This window comes from Ruegeria sp. AF2, from assembly GCF_056542025.1.
This window is the reverse complement of sequence record NZ_JBQFZC010000008.1, coordinates 115,430-136,760: the sequence shown is the minus strand read 5'-3', so window position 1 is coordinate 136,760 and position 21,331 is coordinate 115,430. Positions and strand designations below refer to the sequence as shown.

Annotated in this window: 21 protein-coding genes; 16 read left to right on the top strand and 5 right to left on the bottom strand. The window is 57.4% G+C overall.

Annotation, left to right across the window (positions count from 1 at the left end):
- Positions 1 to 271: 271 nt before the first annotated feature.
- The 3 genes from ACR0NM_RS19115 (at position 272) to ACR0NM_RS19105 (ending at position 3,933) form a co-directional block, all read left to right on the top strand.
- The gene (locus ACR0NM_RS19115) at positions 272 to 1,426 is read left to right on the top strand and encodes a phosphoserine transaminase (protein WP_480616217.1); all 1,155 of its coding nucleotides are present in this window, start codon (positions 272 to 274) and stop codon (positions 1,424 to 1,426) included.
- Between the two features lie 58 nt (positions 1,427 to 1,484).
- Entirely contained in the window at positions 1,485 to 3,080 is a 1,596-nt protein-coding gene (gene serA / locus ACR0NM_RS19110) for a phosphoglycerate dehydrogenase (RefSeq protein ID WP_170399107.1), read from the top strand.
- A gap of 124 nt (positions 3,081 to 3,204) precedes the next feature.
- On the top strand, positions 3,205 to 3,933 hold the full coding sequence (locus ACR0NM_RS19105; protein ID WP_170509011.1) for a metallophosphoesterase family protein: 729 nt from the start codon (positions 3,205 to 3,207) through the stop codon (positions 3,931 to 3,933).
- Between the two features lie 3 nt (positions 3,934 to 3,936).
- Here ACR0NM_RS19105 and ACR0NM_RS19100 read toward each other — a convergent pair whose 3' ends face one another.
- The 3 genes from ACR0NM_RS19100 to ACR0NM_RS19090 form a co-directional block, all read right to left on the bottom strand.
- Positions 3,937 to 5,454: a malonate--CoA ligase gene (locus tag ACR0NM_RS19100; RefSeq protein WP_480616215.1), complete on the bottom strand. Its 1,518-nt coding sequence runs from the start codon at positions 5,452 to 5,454 to the stop codon at positions 3,937 to 3,939.
- A 78-nt stretch (positions 5,455 to 5,532) separates the two neighbouring features.
- Positions 5,533 to 6,237 carry a GntR family transcriptional regulator gene (locus ACR0NM_RS19095; protein ID WP_480616213.1) on the bottom strand — a complete coding sequence of 235 codons (705 nt, stop codon included), beginning with the start codon at positions 6,235 to 6,237 and terminating at the stop codon, positions 5,533 to 5,535.
- 6 nt (positions 6,238 to 6,243) lie between these two features.
- Entirely contained in the window at positions 6,244 to 7,599 is a 1,356-nt protein-coding gene (locus ACR0NM_RS19090; RefSeq protein WP_480616211.1) for a formimidoylglutamate deiminase, read from the bottom strand.
- A gap of 81 nt (positions 7,600 to 7,680) precedes the next feature.
- On the opposite strand from ACR0NM_RS19090, the gene hutI reads away from it, so the two are divergent.
- The 8 genes from hutI (at position 7,681) to ACR0NM_RS19050 (ending at position 14,968) form a co-directional block, all read left to right on the top strand.
- Positions 7,681 to 8,886 (top strand): imidazolonepropionase, encoded by a 1,206-nt coding sequence (gene hutI, locus ACR0NM_RS19085; RefSeq protein ID WP_480616209.1) that lies wholly within the window; start codon positions 7,681 to 7,683, stop codon positions 8,884 to 8,886.
- The gene (gene hutH, locus ACR0NM_RS19080; RefSeq protein WP_480616207.1) at positions 8,883 to 10,418 is read left to right on the top strand and encodes a histidine ammonia-lyase; all 1,536 of its coding nucleotides are present in this window, start codon (positions 8,883 to 8,885) and stop codon (positions 10,416 to 10,418) included. Before hutI ends, hutH begins: the two co-directional genes overlap by 4 nt.
- The gene (hutG, locus tag ACR0NM_RS19075) at positions 10,418 to 11,209 is read left to right on the top strand and encodes an N-formylglutamate deformylase (protein WP_170646785.1); all 792 of its coding nucleotides are present in this window, start codon (positions 10,418 to 10,420) and stop codon (positions 11,207 to 11,209) included. Before hutH ends, hutG begins: the two co-directional genes overlap by 1 nt.
- 1 nt (position 11,210) lies before the next feature.
- A complete protein-coding gene (gene hutU, locus ACR0NM_RS19070) occupies positions 11,211 to 12,893 on the top strand; it encodes a urocanate hydratase (protein ID WP_480616205.1) in 1,683 nt (560 codons plus the stop codon).
- Positions 12,894 to 12,961: 68 nt separating this feature from the next.
- Positions 12,962 to 13,840: a phosphoserine phosphatase SerB gene (serB, locus tag ACR0NM_RS19065; protein ID WP_170399090.1), complete on the top strand. Its 879-nt coding sequence runs from the start codon at positions 12,962 to 12,964 to the stop codon at positions 13,838 to 13,840.
- Between the two features lie 39 nt (positions 13,841 to 13,879).
- Entirely contained in the window at positions 13,880 to 14,209 is a 330-nt protein-coding gene (locus ACR0NM_RS19060; protein WP_480616203.1) for an ArsR/SmtB family transcription factor, read from the top strand.
- Positions 14,197 to 14,625, top strand: coding sequence for an SRPBCC family protein (locus ACR0NM_RS19055; protein ID WP_480616201.1), 429 nt, complete (start codon positions 14,197 to 14,199; stop codon positions 14,623 to 14,625). Before ACR0NM_RS19060 ends, ACR0NM_RS19055 begins: the two co-directional genes overlap by 13 nt.
- Before the next feature lie 22 nt (positions 14,626 to 14,647).
- Positions 14,648 to 14,968, top strand: a complete 321-nt coding sequence (locus tag ACR0NM_RS19050; RefSeq protein WP_170399083.1) for a YciI family protein — start codon at positions 14,648 to 14,650, stop codon at positions 14,966 to 14,968.
- Positions 14,969 to 14,971: 3 nt separating this feature from the next.
- On the opposite strand, the gene ACR0NM_RS19045 is transcribed toward ACR0NM_RS19050, so the two are convergent.
- Complete coding sequence (locus ACR0NM_RS19045) at positions 14,972 to 15,970, bottom strand: asparaginase (protein WP_170636412.1); 999 nt, start codon at positions 15,968 to 15,970, stop codon at positions 14,972 to 14,974.
- A gap of 179 nt (positions 15,971 to 16,149) precedes the next feature.
- On the opposite strand from ACR0NM_RS19045, the gene ACR0NM_RS19040 reads away from it, so the two are divergent.
- From ACR0NM_RS19040 to ACR0NM_RS19020, 5 genes are all read left to right on the top strand, one after another.
- On the top strand, positions 16,150 to 16,683 hold the full coding sequence (locus ACR0NM_RS19040; protein ID WP_480616199.1) for an invasion associated locus B family protein: 534 nt from the start codon (positions 16,150 to 16,152) through the stop codon (positions 16,681 to 16,683).
- Positions 16,684 to 16,859: 176 nt separating this feature from the next.
- Complete coding sequence (locus ACR0NM_RS19035; protein WP_170399076.1) at positions 16,860 to 17,030, top strand: hypothetical protein; 171 nt, start codon at positions 16,860 to 16,862, stop codon at positions 17,028 to 17,030.
- Positions 17,031 to 17,187: 157 nt separating this feature from the next.
- Positions 17,188 to 17,508 (top strand): lysozyme inhibitor LprI family protein, encoded by a 321-nt coding sequence (locus ACR0NM_RS19030; RefSeq protein WP_480438911.1) that lies wholly within the window; start codon positions 17,188 to 17,190, stop codon positions 17,506 to 17,508.
- 77 nt (positions 17,509 to 17,585) lie between these two features.
- Positions 17,586 to 18,773 (top strand): dual-specificity RNA methyltransferase RlmN, encoded by a 1,188-nt coding sequence (gene rlmN, locus ACR0NM_RS19025; RefSeq protein ID WP_480616197.1) that lies wholly within the window; start codon positions 17,586 to 17,588, stop codon positions 18,771 to 18,773.
- Between the two features lie 225 nt (positions 18,774 to 18,998).
- On the top strand, positions 18,999 to 19,622 hold the full coding sequence (locus ACR0NM_RS19020) for a cytochrome P460 family protein (protein ID WP_170425939.1): 624 nt from the start codon (positions 18,999 to 19,001) through the stop codon (positions 19,620 to 19,622).
- A gap of 3 nt (positions 19,623 to 19,625) precedes the next feature.
- Here the strand turns inward: ACR0NM_RS19020 and ACR0NM_RS19015 are convergent, their stop codons facing one another.
- Positions 19,626 to 21,284: a U32 family peptidase gene (locus tag ACR0NM_RS19015; RefSeq protein WP_480616195.1), complete on the bottom strand. Its 1,659-nt coding sequence runs from the start codon at positions 21,282 to 21,284 to the stop codon at positions 19,626 to 19,628.
- Positions 21,285 to 21,331 lie beyond the last annotated feature (47 nt).

Here is a 21,331-nt window from a genome sequence, read left to right as displayed (position 1 = left end):
CAACGCATACGGCGACAGAAACCTCATCTGCACATGCCCGCCAATGACCGAATACATGGACGCAGCTGAATAAACCTCAATCAATAAACCCCCGCCAACTGGCGGGGGTTTTCGCCCATCGGAAACCTGTGTTCCGATCTGAGCCTATTTCCAGTGTCGTTTTCCGCTGATGAAGTGTCTTTTACGCTTGCTGCAGGTGCAAACGACCCATACCTCTGTGCGTGGGACACCCCTCCCCAACGAGGGGCGTGTATCTGGAAGGGTAATACACATGACTATCGAACAACCGGCGACGCGGCCGGCCAACCCGCGTTTTTCCTCGGGCCCCTGTGCCAAACCCCCCACATTTGATCTGACCAAACTGGCGGATGCCGCCTTGGGCCGCTCGCATCGGGCTGCGGTCGGCAAGGACAAGCTGAAGGCGGCCATTGAAGGCACGCGAGAGATTCTAGGTATTCCAGCGGATTATCGCATCGGCATTGTACCAGCCTCGGACACCGGTGCGGTTGAGATGGCGCTTTGGTCTTTGCTGGGTGAGCGCAAAGTTGAAATGCTGGCCTGGGAAAGCTTTGGCGCGGGTTGGGTGACTGATGTGGTCAAGCAACTGAAAATCGACGCTGAAGTGAAAACCGCCGAGTACGGGCAGATCGTTGATCTCGCGTCCGTCGATTTCGCCAACGATGTGGTGTTCACATGGAACGGAACGACTTCGGGTGTGCGGGTCCCAGATGGCGACTGGATTGCTGATGATCGTCAGGGTCTGACGATCTGTGACGCGACATCCGCTGCGTTCGCGATGGACTTGCCATGGGGCAAGTTGGATGTGACAACGTTCAGCTGGCAGAAGGTTCTAGGCGGAGAGGCGGCTCATGGGATGCTGATCCTGTCTCCGCGCGCGGTCGAGCGCTTGGAGAGTTACACCCCGTCATGGCCATTGCCGAAGATCTTCCGCCTGACCAAAGGTGGCAAGCTGATTGATGGGATATTCACCGGCGCGACGATCAACACACCCTCAATGCTCGCGGTTGAGGATTACCTTTTCGCGTTGGATTGGGCGCGTTCAGTCGGAGGCTTGCAGGGGCTGATTGCTCGTGCGAATGCCAATGCTGGCGCGGTTCATGCGTTCTGCGACCAAAATGACTGGATCGCCAATCTGGCTGAAGACTCGACAACTCAATCAAATACGTCGGTTTGTCTGAAGTTCACCGATACGCGCATTCAAGATGGTGCCGTTTTTGCCAAAGCCGTCGCCAAACGGCTTGAGGCCGAAAACATTGCGCTTGATATCGGTGCCTATCGCGACGCCCCTGCGGGTCTGCGCATCTGGTGCGGCGGCACGGTTGAGACATCAGATATCGAGGCGATGCTGCCCTGGCTTGCATGGGCTTTTGAAGCCGAGATTGCAGCGCAAACCGAAGCTGCCTGACCTTTTCTACCGGGCCGCATCCGGCCCGGACCTTCCACAATGTTCAAGGACCAAAAATATGGCTCCCAAAGTACTCGTCTCTGACAAGCTGAGCGAAACCGCCGTTCAAATCTTCCGCGACCGTGGCATCGACGTGGATTTCATGCCCGATCTGGGAAAGGACAAAGACAAGCTGGCCGAGGTGATCGGTCAGTATGACGGCCTCGCCATCCGTTCTGCCACCAAAGTCACGCCAACCATTCTGGAGAAGGCAGACAAGTTAAAAGTCATTGGTCGTGCCGGGATCGGCACCGACAATATCGACAAGGATGCGGCCTCGAAAAAAGGCGTGATCGTGATGAACACACCGTTCGGCAATATGATCACCACCGCCGAGCATGCCATCGCGATGATGTTTGCCGTGGCGCGGCAGATCCCCGAAGCCAGCACCTCGACCCATGCGGGTAAGTGGGAAAAGTCCAAGTTCATGGGGATTGAGCTGACCAACAAGACCCTGGGCGTGATCGGCGCGGGCAACATTGGTGGCATCGTATGCGAGCGTGCTTTGGGTCTGAAGATGAAGGTCGTCGCCTATGATCCCTACCTTGGCGAAGAGAAAGCCGCGCAGATGGGTGTGGAAAAGGTCGAACTGGACGAGCTTCTGGCCCGCGCTGACTTTATCACTCTGCACGTACCGCTGACCGATCAGACGCGCAATATCCTCAGCCGTGAGAATCTGGCCAAGACCAAGAAAGGCGTGCGCATTGTCAACTGCGCCCGTGGCGGTCTGGTCGACGAGGACGCGCTGGCCGAGGCGTTGCAATCGGGTCATGTCGCCGGTGCGGCCTTTGACGTGTTCAGTGAGGAACCGGCCAAGGAGAACGCCCTGTTCAACCTACCCAATGTGGTTTGCACACCGCACTTGGGTGCGGCCACGACTGAGGCGCAGGAGAACGTGGCGCTGCAAGTGGCCGAGCAGATCTCGAATTACCTGCTGACCGGAGCGGTCGAGAACGCACTGAACATGCCCAGTGTGACGGCAGAGGAGGCCAAGGTCATGGGGCCGTGGATCAAGCTGGCCGGGCATCTGGGCAGCTTCATTGGTCAGATGACGGATGAGCCGATCAAGGCAATCAACATCCTCTATGACGGTGTCGCTGCGAACATGAACCTGGCTGCGTTGAATTGTTCGGTCGTTGCCGGAATCATGAAGAAATTCAATCCCGAGGTGAACATGGTCTCGGCCCCGGTTGTCGCGCGAGAGCGTGGTATACAGATCTCGACCACCAATCAGGACAAATCGGGTGCATTCGAAGGCTATATCAAGGTCACTGTGGTGACTGAAAAGCGTGAACGCTCAATCGGTGGCACGGTGTTCAGCGACGGCAAGCCGCGGTTTATTCAGATCAAGGGCATCAATATCGATGCCGAGATCGGGGCGCATATGCTCTATACGACTAACGAAGACGTGCCGGGCATCATTGGTGCTTTAGGACAGACCATGGGCGAGAACGATGTGAACATCGCGAACTTTACTCTTGGACGATCCGAAGCCGGCGGTGAGGCGATTGCGTTGCTTTATGTTGATGAACCGGTACCAGCCGAGGCGCGCGCCAAACTCGCCGAGACAGGTCTGTTTACTCAGATCAAACCGTTGGAGTTTGACGTGGCCTGACGGTCGCTGTTGAACTTCTGTGACAGATTGATGCCCGCGCTTGTCCAAAGCGTGGGCATCGCCTTTTCAAAGTGCTGATTTTGCGCCAGAAGTGCGGCAATCACCATTGCCCGAGGGGAAGCTGATGACCAATCCGATCTACGCAATTGGAGATTTGCACGGCCGCGTGGATGAGTTCGAGCGCTCCTTGGCGCTGATCGAACGCGATGGCGGCCCCGATGCCGAGATCGTGTATCTGGGCGATTACGTTGATCGGGGCCCCGACAGCCGGGGCGTTCTGGATAGGCTGATCGCTGGTCGCGATGCGGGCAAGCGGTGGATCACTCTGCTGGGCAACCATGACCGGATGTTTTCATGGTTCCTCGAAGATGTCCCACGTCACGACCCGCATATGTTGGTCGGGTATCATTGGCTGCACGAGCGGTTGGGTGGTGTCGAAACACTACAAAGCTATGGCGTGTTCTTCGATCAGCAGACACGGCTCGAGGATCTGCATGCAACAGCGCGGGGTGCGGTTCCCGATGCGCATCGGATATTTCTACAAGGGCTCATCGCCATGCATCAAACGCGCGAGATTGCTTTTGTCCATGCGGGCATTCGGCCCGGTATTCCCCTGAGCGAACAACGGGAAAATGATCTGGTCTGGATCAGGCAAACCTTTCACAACCACCGAGGTCCGCATCCGAAACTGATCGTCCATGGGCATACGCCGGTGGATCAATCAACGCATTACGGCAATCGCATCAACCTGGATAGCGGCGCAGGGTATGGCCGCCCGGTTGGCGTTGCGGTGTTCGAAGGACAGGATTGCTGGTTGTTGACGGACAAGGGTCGCGTTGCGCTTTTGCCTTGAATATCAGGTCTTGGTGAAAAGGTCTTTGCAGCGGTCACGCAGGATGTTCTTTTGCACCTTGCCCATTGTGTTGCGGGGGAGCTCGTCCAGCAAGATCAACTGGCGGGGATGTTTGAACCGGGCGAGCGCGTCCCGGACCGCACCCATGATGGCCTCGATGTCTGGCGTGTGACCGGGGGCAGGGACCAGAATGCCAATCGGGGTTTCTCCGAAATCCGGATGCGGGACGCCAATTACCGCGCTTTCCAGCACGCCGGGTTGTTCGTCTAGCAGCAGCTCGATCTCTTTGGGGTAGATATTATACCCGCCCGAGATGATCAGGTCTTTCTCGCGCCCGACGATATGGACATAGCCGTCCTCGTCGATTCGACCCAGATCGCCAGTGATGAAGAACCCGTCTTCACGCAGTTCTGCGGCGGTTTTGTCGGGCATTTGCCAGTAGCCCTGAAACACATTGGGACCGCGCACCTCGATGATGCCGATCTCACCATCTGCTAGGGTTTGACCTGTTTTGGGGTCTGTGACCTTCAGTTCAACATCCGGCAGGGGAAATCCGACCGTTCCCGCACGGCGTTCGCCGTCATAGGGGTTAGAAGTGTTCATGTTCGTCTCGGTCATGCCATAGCGTTCCAGAATGCGATGACTTGTACGGTCTTCAAATTGAACGTGGGTATCTGCCAGCAAAGGCGCTGAACCTGAGATGAACAGCCGCATATCCTGAGTCAGATCTTGGGCGAAGCGGTCGTCGCTTAGCAGGCGGGTGTAAAACGTCGGCACCCCCATCATCGCCGTTGCCTGTGGCATCAGGCGTAACATATCTTCCAGGTCGAACTTCGGCAGAAATATCATCGACCCGCCCGATGCGAGTACGACATTTGTCGCAACAAACAGTCCATGCGTGTGAAAGATCGGCAGCGCGTGCAACAGCACGTCATCATCTGTGAATCGCCATTCCTGCACAAGGGTCTCCGCGTTCGACAGCAGATTCGCCTGCGTCAGCATTGCCCCTTTCGAACGCCCCGTCGTGCCTGAAGTATATAGAAACGCAGCCAGATCATCTTCGGATCGGTGGGCCGGCTGAAAGGCCGGAAGCATCCCAAGTGCACGCCGCATCAGGCTGCCTGAACCGTCGGCGTTTAGCGTTTCAAGCCGGGCATTGTTCTTTTGCACGATCTCGGCAAGCCCTGCCTCGTTTGCCTCATCGCACACCACTAGTGAAGCGCCGCTGTTTTCTATGAAATAGCTCAGCTCTAGCGTCGTATAGCCAGTGTTCAGCGGAAGAAAGATCAGCCCGGCTTGCGCGCAGGCAGCATAAAGCGCCAGTGCTTCGGCGGACTTCTCTACCTGCACAGCCACGCGATCACCCGGTTCCAGCTCAAGACCAGTCAGGGCGTTCGCCAGACGGGCCGCCGTGTCCAGAAACGCGGCATGGGTCAAAGTCTGACCATCCGGAAGGTGCAAAAATGGCGTATCCTTGCCTGCATGGATGCCCAGCAAACGATCATAAAGCGGGTTGCCCATCCCGATATCCTTTCCAGCAGACGCGCACATTCTGCAGCAAATCTGTCGTGGAATTGGGGAAGCGTAAAGCCCGGACAATCAGAACTCGGTCGTCATCCGATATCCGGCCGCAAAATACATCTTGGCAAACGTTACCGGCTGACCCTGCAGCCATGTGATACGCTCGGCAGTAAAAACGGGTTCACCCTCGGGAACGTCCAGAAAACCGGCCAAAGTGGTATCGGCGCGGCTGGCCAGAAAGGTCAACTCGACATTGGTGAACGGGACAGTTTGCACCAGCCAGTCATTAGGTCCGACGCTAGAGAAATCTGCCTGCGTGACCTGAGGTACGCTGTCTATCACGATCCAGCGGTCTTCGAACTGAAACGGTGAATTGCCGGAGAAATGCATGCATCGCACGTGCATCACACTTTGATCAGCACGTAGGGCCAACCGGGCCGCCAGCCAGTCTGGGGTGATTTGCGTTTCACATGACACAAGAGCGTAGCGATAGGTTCCGCCCGCCGCTTCGATTTCATCTCGGACCAGTGGAATTGTGAAGCGCGCCTGTCGCTGCGGTGCGCTAAGGACCCGGGTGCCTGCCTTTCGGCGCCGTTCAAGAAACCCTTCATCCGCCAGTTCCCGCAGTGCTCTGTTGACTGTGGTGCGGGTGCACGAAAACTCGACCGCTAATTCTTGCTCATTGGGAAGCAGAGCGTCGGGCTGCAAATCGCCCGAGCGGATGCGGCGCAGGACGGTTTGCTTAATGTCTTTGTAGCTGGTTGTGTCGCTGGTTTGGGTCATATCAGATCAGATGTCTTCCAAAAGGTCATTCATCGCAGCACGATAATTGTTCAGGATCGCATCGCGGGCGATATGCCGCCCGCCGCGCACCTGATGTCGCCCGGCAGACCAAAGGTCGGTCACTGTTCCGTCAGGCGCGGCAAAGCTCAGGCCGTCAATCAATTGATCGTCGCGCAAAGTACACAGGGTGGGGTGACTTCGATCGATCGCAACCAGATCGGCCAGATGACCTATTGCGATCTCTCCGGCGTCGCGCCCCAGCGCCTGTGCGCCACCGCGGGCGGCTCCGGTATACAGCGTTTGACCGACCGAGCCTTCGCCACGTACCAGCACAGTGCGGGCCTTGTCGCGCAGACGTTGAGAATACTCCAGCGTACGCAATTCCTCGGGCAGTGAAATGCGCACATTCGAGTCTGAACCGACACCAAAGGCACCGCCCTGCTCGATGTAGACGGCACCATTGAAAATACCATCCCCCAGATTGGCCTCTGTGATCGGGCACAGACCGGCCACAGCCCCGGATCGGGCAAGAGCGCGGGTTTCATCGTCTGTCATATGAGTGGCATGGATCAGGCACCATCGTTCGTTCACATCCACGTTGCTCAGCAGCCAATCTACCGGTCGCTGACCCAGAGCGGCTTCTACATCCGTGACCTCCTTCTCTTGTTCAGAGATGTGGATGTGCACCGGGCCTCGCGGGGTAGCGTTCAGCACTTGCCGTAGATCATCAGGCGAGGTCGCACGCAGAGAGTGCGGCGCGATGCCGATCTGGCTGTCTGCATAAGGCATCAGCGGCTTACAGTCCTCGACAAGCTGCAGGAACCTTTCCACATCATTGCCGAACCGCAATTGTCCACCGGTCAGAGGCTCTTGCGCGACGCCGCCATAGGTGTAGAGCACCGGTAGATGTGTCAATCCAATCCCGGTTTGGCTGACTGCCGAGAAGATGCGCTGACTCAGCTCAGACAACTGCGCATAGGGCGCGCCGCCGGGTTGGTGGTGGACGTAGTGGAATTCCCCGACCGCAGCATACCCGGCTTCCTGCATCTCCATATAGACCAATGCAGCAATGGACTCGATCTGTGCAGGAGTGAGGCGGTCCAGAAATCGGTACATCAAAGTACGCCAGGTCCAGAAGCTTTCGCGCCCTGCTACGCGCGTTTCGGTCATGCCCGCCATGGCGCGTTGAAAGGCATGGCTGTGCAGGTTCGCCAAAGCGGGCAGCAACACGTCGACCCGAGTGTCTTCGGGTTTTGGCTCGGTCCCTGATTTCAGCGCAGCGATCCGACCGTCCTCGATTTCGATTCGTAGGTTGTGCACCCACTCAGAGCCTAACAGGGCCGTTTTGGCATGAACCGTCATCGTAATTCCATTTTGTATAGACTTTATATTTTTAGCCATATACGAAAAAAACAAGCGCAGGGGGAGCCCAAAAGAATCGCCATGACGAAAAAAACTGTTCTTCGTAGCAAACATGTAGCCACCATGGGGGGCGACCAACCCTATGGGATGATCGAGGATGGTGCGATTGCCATCGATGGGTCGGAAATCGTTTGGGTTGGCGCTCGGTCTGCAATGCCGCCGTCATATGCCGAGTGGCCGCAGAACGACTATGGTGATCGCTTGATCACGCCCGCTCTGATTGATGCTCATACTCATGTTGTGTTTGGCGGCAACCGCGCGGTTGAGTTCGAAATGCGCCTGAAGGGCGCGACCTACGAAGAAATTGCTCGCGCGGGTGGAGGCATCCTGTCGACCGTAAACGGCACGCGGGCAGCAACAGAACAAGAGCTGCTTGCAGGCGCGCTTTCGCGCGTGGACGCATTGCTGGCCGAAGGTGTGTCCTGCATCGAGGTGAAGTCGGGTTATGGGCTCGATACCGATACCGAACTGCGTATATTGCGCGCGGCGCGCCGTATTGCGCGGGAGCGCCCTATTCGGGTCAACACCAGTTTTCTTGGCGCACATGCCGTTCCGCCAGAATATGCGGGTCGGGATGACGCCTATATTGACGAGGTCTGCATTCCGACACTGCGCGCGGCTCATGCCGAAGGGCTGGTGGACGCGGTGGATGGGTTCTGCGAAGGCATTGCATTTGATCCCACACAGATCGAACGGGTTTTTGTTGTCGCGCAAGAGCTTGGCCTACCGGTGAAGCTGCATGCTGAACAACTTTCAAATCTAGGTGGGGCTAAGCTGGCAGCAGCTTACGGAGCGCTATCCGCTGATCATATCGAATATCTGGACGCCGACGGCGTTACCGCCATGGCTGGGGCCGGAACGGTCGCGGTCCTGCTGCCCGGCGCGTTTTATACGCTGCATGAAACGCAAGCTCCGCCGATTGAATTGTTGCGCCAGAAGAATGTTCCCATAGCACTGGCGACCGATTGCAATCCGGGATCCTCACCCCTGACTTCTCTGCTGCTAACAATGAACATGGGGTGCACGTTGTTTCGCATGACGCCTGAGGAAGCATTGGCAGGTGTTACCCGCGTCGCGGCCCGTGCTTTGGGTCTGGATGATACCGGCGTGATCGCGCCCGGATTGCGCGCTGATCTGGCCGTCTGGGATGCCACTCACCCTGCAGAACTGTCCTATCGCATCGGTTTCAACCCTCTGCATAAACGTATTTTTGGAGGTCTGGAATGACACCTCTGTTGCTTGTCCCTGGTCAGGTTTCGCTGGATCAGCTTGCTCAGATCTACTGGACCGAAGCCGCCATTTTGCTGGACGCCGCCTGCCGACCCAAGGTTGAGGTCGCTGCTGCACGCATTGCGCAGGCTGCCGAAGGGACCGAGCCCGTCTATGGCGTCAACACCGGCTTTGGCAAACTGGCGAGTCACAAGATTGCGGCCAAAGATACCTCAACCCTGCAGCGCAACCTGATCCTCAGCCATTGTTGCGGGGTGGGTCCGGCTGTGCCGCGTCGTCTGGCGCGGCTGATGATGTCGCTCAAGCTGCTGTCCTTCGGGCGCGGCGCGTCAGGTGTCCGTTGGGAGCTTGTCGAATTGCTGCAGCAGATGCTGGCGCGCGGTGTGACACCGGTGATCCCGGGGCAGGGTTCGGTTGGTGCATCTGGTGATCTGGCGCCCTTGGCCCATATGACCGCGGTTGTGATCGGTGAAGGCGAGGCCGAAGTAAACGGCACCGTCATGCCGGGTGCTGATGCTTTGAGGACAGCCGGGTTAGAGCCGATACAGCTCGGACCCAAGGAAGGTCTGGCGTTCATCAACGGCACACAGTTTTCAACCGCGTATGCGCTGGCCGGTCTGTTCGAAGGATGGCGTTCGGCACAAAACGCGTTGGTAATTTCGGCGGCATCGACGGATGCGATCATGGGTTCTACCGCCCCCTTGCAGCCCGAAATTCACGCGCTGCGTGGCCATCGCGGCCAGATCGAGGCAGCGGCGGCAATGCGGGCCACGCTGGATGGCTCGGAAATCCGCGAAAGCCATCGCGATGAGGATACGCGGGTGCAGGACCCATACTGCATCCGATGCCAGCCGCAGGTCACGGGTGCTGCGATGGATGTGATCCGGCAGGCCGCCGCAACGCTTGTGGTTGAGGCCAACGCCGCCACCGACAATCCGCTGGTTCTGACCGATCCGGATGCCATTGTCTCGGGCGGGAACTTCCACGCCGAACCGGTAGGCTTTGCCGCCGATATGATTGCTTTGGCCCTGTCAGAGATCGGGGCGATCGCACAGCGTCGGATCGCATTAATGGTCGACCCGGCGCTTAGCTTTGATCTGCCGCCCTTCCTGACGCCCGAGCCGGGGCTGAACTCGGGTCTGATGATCGCCGAGGTCACGACGGCTGCGTTGATGAGCGAGAACAAACATCTGGCCAACCCATGTGTGACCGACAGCACACCTACATCGGCCAATCAGGAAGACCACGTCTCGATGGCGGCGCACGGGGCGCGGCGTTTAGGCCGGATGGTTGATAATTTGAACTATATTCTGGGGATCGAACTGCTCTGCGCCGCGCAAGGCATCGAATTCCGCGCACCTCTTGCGACCAGCAAAGCGCTGACCAGCGTGGTTGGGCGTTTGCGCAACGATATCCCGTCGCTAGGCGATGATCGCTATCTGGCGCCCGAATTGGAAACCGCGAAGTCCCTAGTCGAAAGCGGAACTATTCTGCAGGCAGCTGCAATGCCCATGCCGGAGCTGTCGTGATGCAGGTTTTCAGTGTTCAGCGTGGCGATGGGCCCATCGTGCTGGGACAGCCGCATGGCGGCACGTATGTGCCCGACGACATTGCTGCGCGACTGAATGCGAATGGGCAGGCGCTGGCGGATACGGATTGGCATATCAATCAGCTCTACGATGGGCTCGTTGCCAACGCGACGGTCGTGCAATCCCATATCCACCGCTATGTCATTGACGCTAATCGAGACCCTGCGGGTGTATCATTGTATCCTGGGCAGAACACAACAACTCTGGTGCCGTTGACCGATTTTGACGGTCAGCCGATCTGGGCCGAGGGGCAGGAGCCCTCAGTCGATGAGATCGAGGTACGTCGAACCGCCTACCACGCGCCCTACCACAACGCGCTTGAGCAAGAGCTTGAAAGGGTGCGGGCAATACACGGCGTTGCGATCTTGTTTGACTGCCACTCGATCCGCAGCAAGATTCCGTTCCTCTTTGAAGGCACCCTGCCGGATATGAACATCGGCACCGATGGTGGCGCGACCTGTGGCCCCGGCATTGAGGCCGCGGCCTATGAATTTTCGCATTCCTCCCCTTACAGCACCGTCCTGAACGGGCGATTCCGAGGGGGTTGGACGACCCGCCACTACGGCCGTCCTGATGAAGGCCAACACGCGATCCAGATGGAGCTGGCGCAATCTACCTATCTGTCCGCCGAAACCCCTCCGTGGGCGTTTGACGAGGCGAAAGCCAAGCGCCTGCGTCGCTGGTTGGTGGATATTCTCGACGCCATCCAAGACACTGCATTGGAGCTTTGACATGACCGATCCTCGCAAGAATACCCGCGATATCTATCCGCCCACCGGCCCCGAACTGAACGCAAAAAGCTGGGTGACCGAAGCGCCGTTGCGGATGATGATGAATAACCTGCATCCGGATGTGGCCGAAAACCCGCACGAGCTGGTGGTTTATGGCGGCATCGGTCGCGCGGCGCGGACATGGAACGATTTCGACCGGATCGTCGCAGGGCTGAAAGATCTGGAAGAGGATGAAACCCTGATCGTCCAGTCGGGCAAACCGGTGGCGATCATCCGCACCCATAAGGATACGCCTCGGGTTCTGATCGCCAACTCAAACATCGTGCCTCATTGGGCCAATTGGGATCACTTCAACGAGCTCGATAAGAAGGGGCTGATGATGTACGGCCAGATGACGGCCGGTTCGTGGATCTATATCGGTACGCAGGGCATCGTACAGGGCACCTACGAAACCTTTGCCGAGGCTGGCCGTCAGCACTATGGCGGCGACTTGACTGGCAAGTGGATTCTGACCGGCGGTCTGGGCGGCATGGGTGGCGCACAGCCTCTGGCGGCAGTGTTCGCCGGGGCCAGTTGTTTGGCGGTCGAGTGCAATCCGGATTCTATCGATTTCCGCCTGCGCACCAAGTATCTGGACGAAAAAGCCGAGACTCTCGACGAAGCGCTTGAGATGATCGACCGCTGGACCAAGGCGGGCGAGGCAAAATCTGTGGGTCTGCTAGGCAATGCGGCTGAGGTGTTCCCCGAAATTTATGCGCGGATGCAGGCCGGTGGCATGCGCCCCGATATCGTCACTGACCAAACCAGCGCCCATGACCCGATCAATGGGTATCTGCCGATTGGCTGGAGCATGGCGCAGTGGAAGGACAAGCGCGAAACTGATCCTAAAGCGGTTGAAAAGGCCGCCCGTGCCTCGATGAAACAGCATGTCGCTGCAATGGTCGATTTCTGGAACGCGGGCGTTCCGACGCTGGATTACGGCAACAACATCCGTCAGGTGGCGCAGGATGAAGGCTTGGAGAATGCCTTTGCCTTCCCCGGCTTTGTGCCCGCCTATATCCGGCCGCTGTTCTGCAAGGGCATCGGCCCGTTCCGCTGGTGTGCATTGTCGGGTGACCCCGAGGATATCTACAAGACCGACGCCAAGATGAAGGAGCTGTTCCCTGAGAACGAGCATCTGCATCGTTGGCTGGATATGGCGCAGGAACGCATTGCGTTTCAGGGTCTGCCCGCACGTATATGCTGGATCGGCCTTGGAGATCGCCACCGCGCGGGGTTGGCCTTCAACGAAATGGTTGCCAATGGCGAGTTGAAAGCGCCTGTTGTCATTGGCCGAGACCATCTGGACTCGGGCTCGGTCGCCAGCCCGAACCGCGAGACCGAGGCGATGCTGGACGGCTCGGATGCAGTGTCGGATTGGCCGCTGTTGAACGCTCTGATCAATACGGCCAGCGGTGCGACCTGGGTCTCGCTGCATCATGGCGGCGGCGTGGGCATGGGCTTTAGTCAGCACGCGGGTGTTGTGATCTGCGCCGATGGGACCGATGATGCCGCGCGGCGATTGGAGCGCGTTCTGTGGAACGACCCTGCCTCAGGCGTCTGGCGTCACGCAGATGCGGGGTATGAGATCGCGAAAGACTGCGCTCGCGAACATGGGCTGCGCCTGCCTGGTATTCTCGGTTAGATCAATCTGCCTCTGGTGAAAATGCTGCACCTGCGATATCCCGCAGGTGCGCTAATCGGAGGCCTGACATGTATGTAGCTACTCTGCTGACCAACCCTGCGGCCCCTTCTTTAGAGGCGACGCTGGTTGAGTCGTTGCGGAATGCATGGGGCGGGGGTGATGCGAACTGGCTGAGCCTCGATGAGGCGGCCGAGTTTTCCCTGCCAGAAATTCCCGACAATCGCTGGGACGTTTGGGGCGAGTTGCAAGAGATGGGCGTGGACCTGGTCGTGCAAAAAGCTGACGGTCGCCGGAAAAAGATGCTGCTGGCCGATATGGACAGCACCATGATCCAACAGGAATGCATCGATGAACTGGCTGATGAGGCTGGTGTCGGTGATCGGGTCAAGGATATCACCGCGCGTGCAATGAACGGCGAGCTGGATTTCGAAGGTGCACTGACTGAGCGTGTGGGCTTATTGAAAGGGCTGGATGAAAGCGTGATCGGCAAGGTTCTGAATGAACGGATCACGCTGATGCCCGGCGGCAAGGCGTTACTTGCCACGATGCGCGCGAATGGGGTCTATGCAGCGCTGGTCTCGGGTGGGTTCACGGCTTTTACGGCTAAGGTCGCCGAAGAGCTTGGGTTTGATGAGAACCGGGCGAATACATTGCTGGCTGAGGATGGCAAGCTTACCGGCGACGTGAAGCGGCCCATTCTTGGGCGACAGGCCAAAATAGAGGCATTGGAGCAGATCACAACACGCCTAGGTATCTCCGAGGTTGACGTGATTGCCGTTGGCGATGGAGCGAATGATCTGGGAATGTTGGGTCGGGCGGGGACGGGTGTCGCGTTGCACGCCAAGCCTTCGGTCGCTGCCGAATGTGATGTCCGCATAAATCACGGCGATCTGACAGCGTTGTTGTATCTGCAGGGTTATGGCAGGTCAGAATTTCAAGGCCTCTAAGGGGCTTCCTTTAATTTAACTATTGTGTTAAATAAAGCCATGAATACGCTTCTGGTCACATTCTCCGCTTTGTCTGATGCCACTCGGTTCTCGATTGTCGAGCAACTGATGGACGAAGGCGAACTGCCCGTCGGTAATTTGATAGAAGGCAAGGGCATGTCAGGGGCCGCGATCTCGCGCCATTTGAAGGTTTTGCGCGAGGCCGGGTTGGTGCAGCAGCGGGTACACGGCACGCAACGGATGTATTCGGTGCAACCCGAGGGGCTGCGCGCGATAGCCGAATGGACGATTTCGAAACGACATTTCTGGGAAAGCAGCCTCGACCGTTTGGAAGAGCTTATTGAAAGGGAAAATTCATGTCCGACCTGAAACTGGCACGAGATTTTCCCGTTAGTCCCGAGGTCCTGTTCGCATGGGTCAGCGATGGTGCGAAACTTCTGCAGTGGTGGGGGCCCGAAGGGTTGCATGTACCGGAACATGATCTCGACTTTTCGCGCATTGGTCCCTGGTATTCGGTTATGCAGAATGGCGAGGGTCAGCAGTTCAAAGTCTCGGGTCACGTTACCCATATCGATCGACCAAAATCTGTTGGATTTACGTGGGCTTGGCATGACGATCAGGACCAGCGCGGTGCGGAAAGCCATGTGACCTTTTCGGTTACCGCGACCAACAGCGGATCACGGCTGGTGGTTGATCACCGTGAACTTGTCGATGCCGAGTCGGCCACGAACCACAACGAAGGCTGGACATCGTCGCTGCGCAAACTCGAAGCACTTTGCAAATAGGTTTTCATCAGGGAGGAGCGATATGCCCCAATATTTGTTTGTTTATCACGGGGGTCACACCCCAACCGATCCCGCCGAGATCGAGGCGACCATGGCCGCTTGGGGCGCTTGGTTTCAGGAAATCGGCGGCTCATTAGAGATTCCGGGAAATCCTGTAGGCCAGTCCTACACGGTCAGCAGTGGTGGGATCGAAGACAATGGTGGTGCAAACCCGGCCTCGGGTTTCACGGTGGTCAAGGCTGATAGCATTGACGCCGCAACCGAGATGGCCAAGGGTTGCCCGATGGTTGTGAACGGCTCGGGTTCGGTCGAGGTGGCCGAGGTCCACGAGATCGAGATGTAATCCTCAGCCGGGGAAGCCCGGTGCAGGTTTGATAGCGCCGCATTCCAGCCCACGACGGCTGTATTGCGTGGCGTTCATGAATTTGCGAGTGGCCGGGTGATCGGCCTCTAGCACATCTAAATGCACTAGAATCGCGGCGATGGCGCATTCGCTGGCGCGGGTAGTGCCGTCAGTGATTTTTAGCGCAACGCCCATGCGCTTTTCCGGGATGATGGCAACAAAGACGGCCTCGGCCCCTGTCTTGATTGCAACGCGCCCGTTCATCGCTCGCATCAACTCGGTACAAGCGCGAGTTTCACCTGCGACAAGTTCGGGATGTTTCACCATTGCTTCTGTGAGCTGTACCGCTGCTTCGCTGGAGCGGTCCGAACGGTCTGCGGCAGAGGCAAACCAAGCCATCGATCGCGCAAGTCCCACCAGAGACGTCGCAAAATTTGGGGCGGAGCAACCATCGATCCCATAGGTTGGGCTGGTCTCGCCAGTGGTTTCCTCGATGGCGGACAGGCAGGCCTGCTGAACTGGATGGTCGATTTCCAAGTATTCCGGCCCGGCCCCCATATGCTGCGTCAAAGTCAGGAAACCGCAATGCTTGCCTGAGCAATTATTGTGAATCTGGCAAGGCGTATCGTCAGCCAGAATCAGCCCGTCGCGGGCCGCCATGTCCTGCGGTTCCTGCGGGCCACAGCGCAAGTCAGGCTCGGACAGACCGAGGTGATCCAGCCAGGCGGAAACACGATCCGTATGGATTTGTGCACCATTGTGCGAGGCACAAGCCAGAGCCAGATGCTCGCTGTTCAAACCGTATTTTGCAGCCGCACCCGAGGTAATCAGCGGCAGGGCCTGGATCATTTTGGCCGAGGAACGGGGATAGATCACCGCGTTTGGATCACCCCAGCTGCGCACGATCTGACCACTATCGTCACAGATCACTGCATGGCCCATATGCAGGCTTTCCAACAGTGACCCGCGCCAGAGTTCTGTCATTGGTACGGCTTGTGTCATGTCCACCCCATCAATCATGCGCAAAAATCTGCCAATCGCCCTTTCGCCTGTGGCGAAACCTGCGTTAGTGTGTGTATGTCGACAATCATCGGAATACGCAACTGATCAGACGAACCGGCAGAGTTCGCACGTATTTCCGATGGGTATGAGGTAATAGGTCGGGCTAGGAGGCTGAACCGATGGGATTAAAGCTCGTCCGCGTGATCGCGGGCCTGTGCATGGCAGGAATGGCGACAACGGCAATTGCGCAGCAGGCGACCAGTACCAATCGCGTCGCTGCAAAAACGGACTGGAGCGTGTTTGTCGAGGACGATCCAACCGAATGCTGGAGCGTATCTGCCCCGAAAGAGACCGTGAACACACGCGGTGGCCGGGTCGTTTCCGTTCGGCGCAGCGATATCCTGCTGTTTGTGTTCTATCGCCCGAATGCCGAGGTTCAAGGGCAGGTGACCTTTACCGGCGGCTATCCGTTTGCGTCTGGTTCTACTGTCAATCTGGTTGTCGATGGCAGCGAGTTCGAGCTGTTCACCGATGGTGAGTGGGCATGGCCTGCGACCGCCTCGGACGATGCCAAGATCGTCACAGCGATGAAGCGCGGAAGTGAGGCGGTGCTGACCGCCCGTTCGGAACGTGGTACGCAGACCAAGGACACTTTCTCGTTGCTGGGCTTTACGGCCGCGATTGAAGACGCGGAAACGCGCTGCACGAACTAAGCCACAAGCAGATCAAATTCCGAAACCCCGCTTTCCGGCGGGGTTTTATTTGTTTGGTCCGATCCTGTGTGTTTTCAGAAATTTACGCCACGTAGAGCGGTGTTTCTTGATCCGTGTCAAAGCCTGCGTCCCCGTTTTCTGAACTAATTAGTTCAGAATTTGTTGAGGAGTCGGCAATGAACTTAAGCAAAAACCTGGCAGTGCTCTTGATGGCGTCTGCGGTGATCCTTGCAGGTTGTGAGAAAGGATCGGAAACCTATCCGATAACGGGTGAGCAATGTGGTCCGGAAGATCCCGTAAAGACCCTGGATGCAGAAGATTGCTACATCCCGCCCGCAGTAAACTAACAACAATGGGCCGCTTAAGTTTCTGCTTTAGTGGCCCATCTTGATTGGGCGCGCATCTTGATCTGTGATAGACAGATATCTCTGTCTGGAGGATTGATGGATGCGATGGGCGTTTGTTTTTTTGATGTTTCCGATATCCGCAAGTGCGGATCCAACTATGGAGTGTATTGACGCCGGTTCGCAGGTGGAAATTGGATCTTGTGTTTCGGATATGGAGTTGCGGGTAAACGCTGCGATAGACTCCAGCTATTCGCTGGCGCTTGGCTCCGCACAAGAACTGGACGAGGTCACCGGACGGGTCGTCGCTGTGCCTGCGCTGGAGGCCTCGCAAAACGCGTGGGTGGCCTATCGCGATGCGCAGTGCGAAGCGGTAGGTGCTTCGTTCGGCGGAGGATCGGGTACGGGGATCGCCATCACAGCCTGTCGGGTTGACCTTGGCCGGGCGCGGGTTGACGAATTGTTGCGTTACGCAAATTGAAGCACGAATTCTTTTGATCTTTACGTGTGTTCCTATATAGAGGCGCATCCCAAGCCAGAATCCACCGAGATACGCCAATGTCGCCCAAAGCGCCGATCACTCAAGACGTCATGACCATCCCCCGCAAACTGCCCGGGGGGAAGATGAACCTTGTCGGTTTGACCCGCGATCAATTGCGTGAGGCGCTAATTGAACACGGCACGCCCGAAAAGCAGGCGAAGATGCGCACGGGGCAGATTTGGCAATGGATCTACCAATGGGGTGTGCGTGATTTTGGTGAGATGACCAATCTGGCCAAGGCCTATCGCACGCAACTGGCCGAGCAGTTCGTGATCGAAATCCCCGAAGTCGTGACCCGTCAGGTCTCAGAGGACGGCACCCGCAAATATCTGTGCCGCATCGCGGGCGGGCATGAGGTTGAGGTTGTCTATATCCCTGAAGATGATCGCGGAACTCTATGCATCTCATCTCAGGTGGGCTGTACGCTGACTTGTTCCTTCTGCCACACGGGCACGCAGAAATTGGTGCGCAACCTGACAGCGGCCGAAATTGTCGGGCAGGTCATGATGGCGCGTGACGATCTTGAGGAATGGCCAACACCGGGTGCGCCCAAAGATGAAACACGCCTGCTGTCAAATATCGTGCTGATGGGTATGGGCGAGCCGCTTTACAACTTTGAAAACGTCCGTGACGCAATGAAGATCGCGATGGACCCCGAGGGGATTTCTCTGTCCCGTCGCCGCATCACGCTTTCGACCTCGGGTGTGGTACCCGAGATCGCGCGCACGGCTGAAGAAATTGGATGCCTGTTGGCGATCTCGTTCCACGCTACCACTGATGAAACTCGCGACGTACTTGTTCCGATCAACAAGCGCTGGAATATCGAGGAACTGCTGCAGGCGTTGGCCAGCTATCCCAACGCCTCGAATTCTGAACGGATCACGTTCGAATACGTGATGCTGGATGGCGTGAACGACAGCGACGAAGACGCACATCGCCTGATCGCACATATCAAGCGCCATAAAATCCCGGCCAAGATCAACCTGATCCCGTTCAACGAATGGCCGGGCGCGCCCTACAAGCGCAGCTCGAACAATCGTATCCGCGCCTTTGCGAACATCATCTACCAGGCGGGCTATGCCTCACCCATCCGCAAAACGCGGGGTGAGGATATCATGGCGGCCTGTGGCCAGTTAAAATCGGCCACCGAACGGGCCCGGAAATCGCGAAAGCAGATCGAGGCTGAAGCCGGGCTAAACCGCTAAGGGCATGCGCCGTGGCTTCACGCGAAAAACTTAATGAATTGAGTGCTGTTTCCTAGTTCAAAATTTGGTATCTTCGGCGCAGACCCGCTCTGGATGGGGAACTCACCGACAGACACAAGGTGGTGAGATTGCCGGGGCGGTGCTGGTAACACCAATTAAGGCCGCTACCATTTTTCTGAAGCAAAGCGGCATTTAGGCGAACTGATCAGTCAGGGAGGCCACAATATGATTGTAAGTCACCGGCAAGTCTTGGGTATCGCGGCTGTTCTGGCGATCTCGGGATTTGTTCTCCACGCGGCATCTGCTCAGACCAAAGATCAGGATGCGCATTTGGCGATTGAAAACCCAGCCGATCTGACCAAGGAGCAAGCGCAGAAACACTATCAGTCATTGATACGACGCATGTCGCGGGGTTATGCGGCGGCACAGATGGACTTGATCCGAAACTATCAGAACTGGCCTTTGTTCAACGATGCGCCCTACATCTCGGCCACGCATGGACAGCGTTACGTCAACAGCTATGCGAACCGCATGGCCCACAATTACGGCACATTGCAAGAAGGCGAAGAGCTGCCTGCAGGCTCGGTCCTGGCCAAAGACAGTATGACTGTCACAGATGAGGGCAATATCCATCCCGGTGCCCTGTTCGTGATGGAGAAACTGCCAGAAGGCACCAACCCGGAAACAGCCGACTGGCGTTATATCATGGTGATGCCGGACGGTTCGCTGTTCGGTGATACGATGGGCTTTCGCGCGTCAGAGGTCGATTACTGCCATGTCTGCCACGAGGCCGTCGCGGACCGGGACTATACGTTTTACGTACCCGAAGAGTATCGTGTCGCAGAGTGATCTTCAGGCCGCCGGGTCAGGCAGCTTCAGCTCAGTCGCTTCCTGACGGCTCAGCTGCTCACCCTGTTTGCGTTTGGATAGGACCTCGCGGGCGAGCGCGTATTTCTCATCCTGCCAGAAGATCAAACAGCCGTTGCAGCCTTTGCCGCAACATCCCTCGGTTCCGATACGATTGGTTTTGAAGCGGCGCTCATTGCCGTCTTCGCCGATTTTCTCGACCAGCTCACGACGACGGCGGGTATAGGCCTTAGGGTTGTCGCGACCTGAGGTTTCCAGCCCCTGCACCAGCTTGTCAAAGCGGATGCGGCTCCAATGTTCGTCGGTCAGGGCACGTTCTTTGCGCAGGACGGAGTAGATCGGGAAACGGGTGCGCAGATCGTCGATATCCTCGTGATCGAACAGGGTAAAGGGAAGGCGGATGATGGTTTTGGTACTGCCATGCACAACGTCCAGCCGCGCCCCATCATGAGCGCGTTCAAAGTCATAGACCCGCAGCAGAACCGTCTCGCGCGAGATCGGCGAGACGAAATCCAATACATCCCCCGGTTCCAGTTTGTTTTTTACCTCGACCAGAAAGGCATCCTCGGTCACCTCGGTGACGATCCCGGCATATTCCCACTGCGCGATCGAGGCTGTGTGTTCGTAATCATGTGCATAATTGGTCAGGCGGCCTTCGTGGAAAGCCAGCGTGTAGCCGCGGTTCCCGACTGTTTCGAGTTCACGCATATAGGGCTTCGGGTCCCAGTTCTCGGGGTCGGCGTGATAGTCGTCGATGGCCATACGATAGGCGCGCGCGACGATGGCGGCATAGTATTCCGATTTGCCGCGCCCTTCGACTTTCAGACTATCGACACCGATCTTCAAGTATTCATCCAGCTTGGGCATGATGCACAGGTCGCGGGAATTGAGGATGTAGGATCCCCGATCATCCTCTTCGATGGGCATCAAATCACCGGGGCGACAGCCTTCTTCCAGCAGGAATTCGAATAGGTCGGCGTTTTCATCGGTAATGCGCAGCTCCTGATGCGTTCCGTCTTTCAGACGCAGTTTCAGACCATAGTTCCAGCGGCAGGAATTGGCGCAGTTGCCCTGATTGGCCCCGCGTTCGGCCATGAAGTTCGACAGTAGGCAGCGGCCCGAATAGGTCATGCACATGGCCCCGTGCACAAACGCCTCAAGCTTGATATCGGGGCATTTCTCGCGAATCTCGACCAATTCGGGGTATGAGACTTCGCGGGCCAGAACCACAAGCTCGGCCCCCTGATCCTGCCAGAACTTCACCGACAACCACGAACAGATATTGGCTTGCGTCGAGATATGCAGGGGCAGTTCCGGCGCGCGTTCGCGGACGTATTGGAACACTCCGGGGTCGGCGATGATCAGCCCGTCAGGTTTCACCGTGCGGACAGTGTCGATGTATTCGTCCAGCTTCGGAATGTCCTTATTGTGCGAGAACAGGTTCAGCGTCAGGTACGCGCGCCGGCCATGGTTGTGGCAAAACTCGACTCCCTCTATCACCTCTTGCAGCGAGAACTCGGACTTTGTCCGCAGCGACATATCCGGTGTGCCCAAATAGACCGCATCCGCGCCATAGAGGATGGCGAGTTTCAACTTACGCAGATTGCCCGCAGGCATCAGCAATTCGGATCTGGACTGGGTCATGGGGATACCGGGCTAAGGATCAAGGGCGCCTTCTACGCTAAAATCCC

Bases quoted from the DNA above. Each gene is read 5' to 3' on its own strand.
- ACR0NM_RS19115 (WP_480616217.1), top strand. From the start codon at position 272: ATGACTATCGAACAACCGGCGACGCGGCCGGCCAACCCGCGTTTTTCC.
- serA (WP_170399107.1), top strand. From the start codon at position 1,485: ATGGCTCCCAAAGTACTCGTCTCTGACAAGCTGAGCGAAACCGCCGTT.
- ACR0NM_RS19105 (WP_170509011.1), top strand. From the start codon at position 3,205: ATGACCAATCCGATCTACGCAATTGGAGATTTGCACGGCCGCGTGGAT.
- ACR0NM_RS19100 (WP_480616215.1), bottom strand. From the start codon at position 5,454: ATGGGCAACCCGCTTTATGATCGTTTGCTGGGCATCCATGCAGGCAAG.
- ACR0NM_RS19095 (WP_480616213.1), bottom strand. From the start codon at position 6,237: ATGACCCAAACCAGCGACACAACCAGCTACAAAGACATTAAGCAAACC.
- ACR0NM_RS19090 (WP_480616211.1), bottom strand. From the start codon at position 7,599: ATGACGGTTCATGCCAAAACGGCCCTGTTAGGCTCTGAGTGGGTGCAC.
- hutI (WP_480616209.1), top strand. From the start codon at position 7,681: ATGACGAAAAAAACTGTTCTTCGTAGCAAACATGTAGCCACCATGGGG.
- hutH (WP_480616207.1), top strand. From the start codon at position 8,883: ATGACACCTCTGTTGCTTGTCCCTGGTCAGGTTTCGCTGGATCAGCTT.
- hutG (WP_170646785.1), top strand. From the start codon at position 10,418: ATGCAGGTTTTCAGTGTTCAGCGTGGCGATGGGCCCATCGTGCTGGGA.
- hutU (WP_480616205.1), top strand. From the start codon at position 11,211: ATGACCGATCCTCGCAAGAATACCCGCGATATCTATCCGCCCACCGGC.
- serB (WP_170399090.1), top strand. From the start codon at position 12,962: ATGTATGTAGCTACTCTGCTGACCAACCCTGCGGCCCCTTCTTTAGAG.
- ACR0NM_RS19060 (WP_480616203.1), top strand. From the start codon at position 13,880: ATGAATACGCTTCTGGTCACATTCTCCGCTTTGTCTGATGCCACTCGG.
- ACR0NM_RS19055 (WP_480616201.1), top strand. From the start codon at position 14,197: ATGTCCGACCTGAAACTGGCACGAGATTTTCCCGTTAGTCCCGAGGTC.
- ACR0NM_RS19050 (WP_170399083.1), top strand. From the start codon at position 14,648: ATGCCCCAATATTTGTTTGTTTATCACGGGGGTCACACCCCAACCGAT.
- ACR0NM_RS19045 (WP_170636412.1), bottom strand. From the start codon at position 15,970: ATGACACAAGCCGTACCAATGACAGAACTCTGGCGCGGGTCACTGTTG.
- ACR0NM_RS19040 (WP_480616199.1), top strand. From the start codon at position 16,150: ATGGGATTAAAGCTCGTCCGCGTGATCGCGGGCCTGTGCATGGCAGGA.
- ACR0NM_RS19035 (WP_170399076.1), top strand. From the start codon at position 16,860: ATGAACTTAAGCAAAAACCTGGCAGTGCTCTTGATGGCGTCTGCGGTG.
- ACR0NM_RS19030 (WP_480438911.1), top strand. From the start codon at position 17,188: ATGGAGTGTATTGACGCCGGTTCGCAGGTGGAAATTGGATCTTGTGTT.
- rlmN (WP_480616197.1), top strand. From the start codon at position 17,586: ATGTCGCCCAAAGCGCCGATCACTCAAGACGTCATGACCATCCCCCGC.
- ACR0NM_RS19020 (WP_170425939.1), top strand. From the start codon at position 18,999: ATGATTGTAAGTCACCGGCAAGTCTTGGGTATCGCGGCTGTTCTGGCG.
- ACR0NM_RS19015 (WP_480616195.1), bottom strand. From the start codon at position 21,284: ATGACCCAGTCCAGATCCGAATTGCTGATGCCTGCGGGCAATCTGCGT.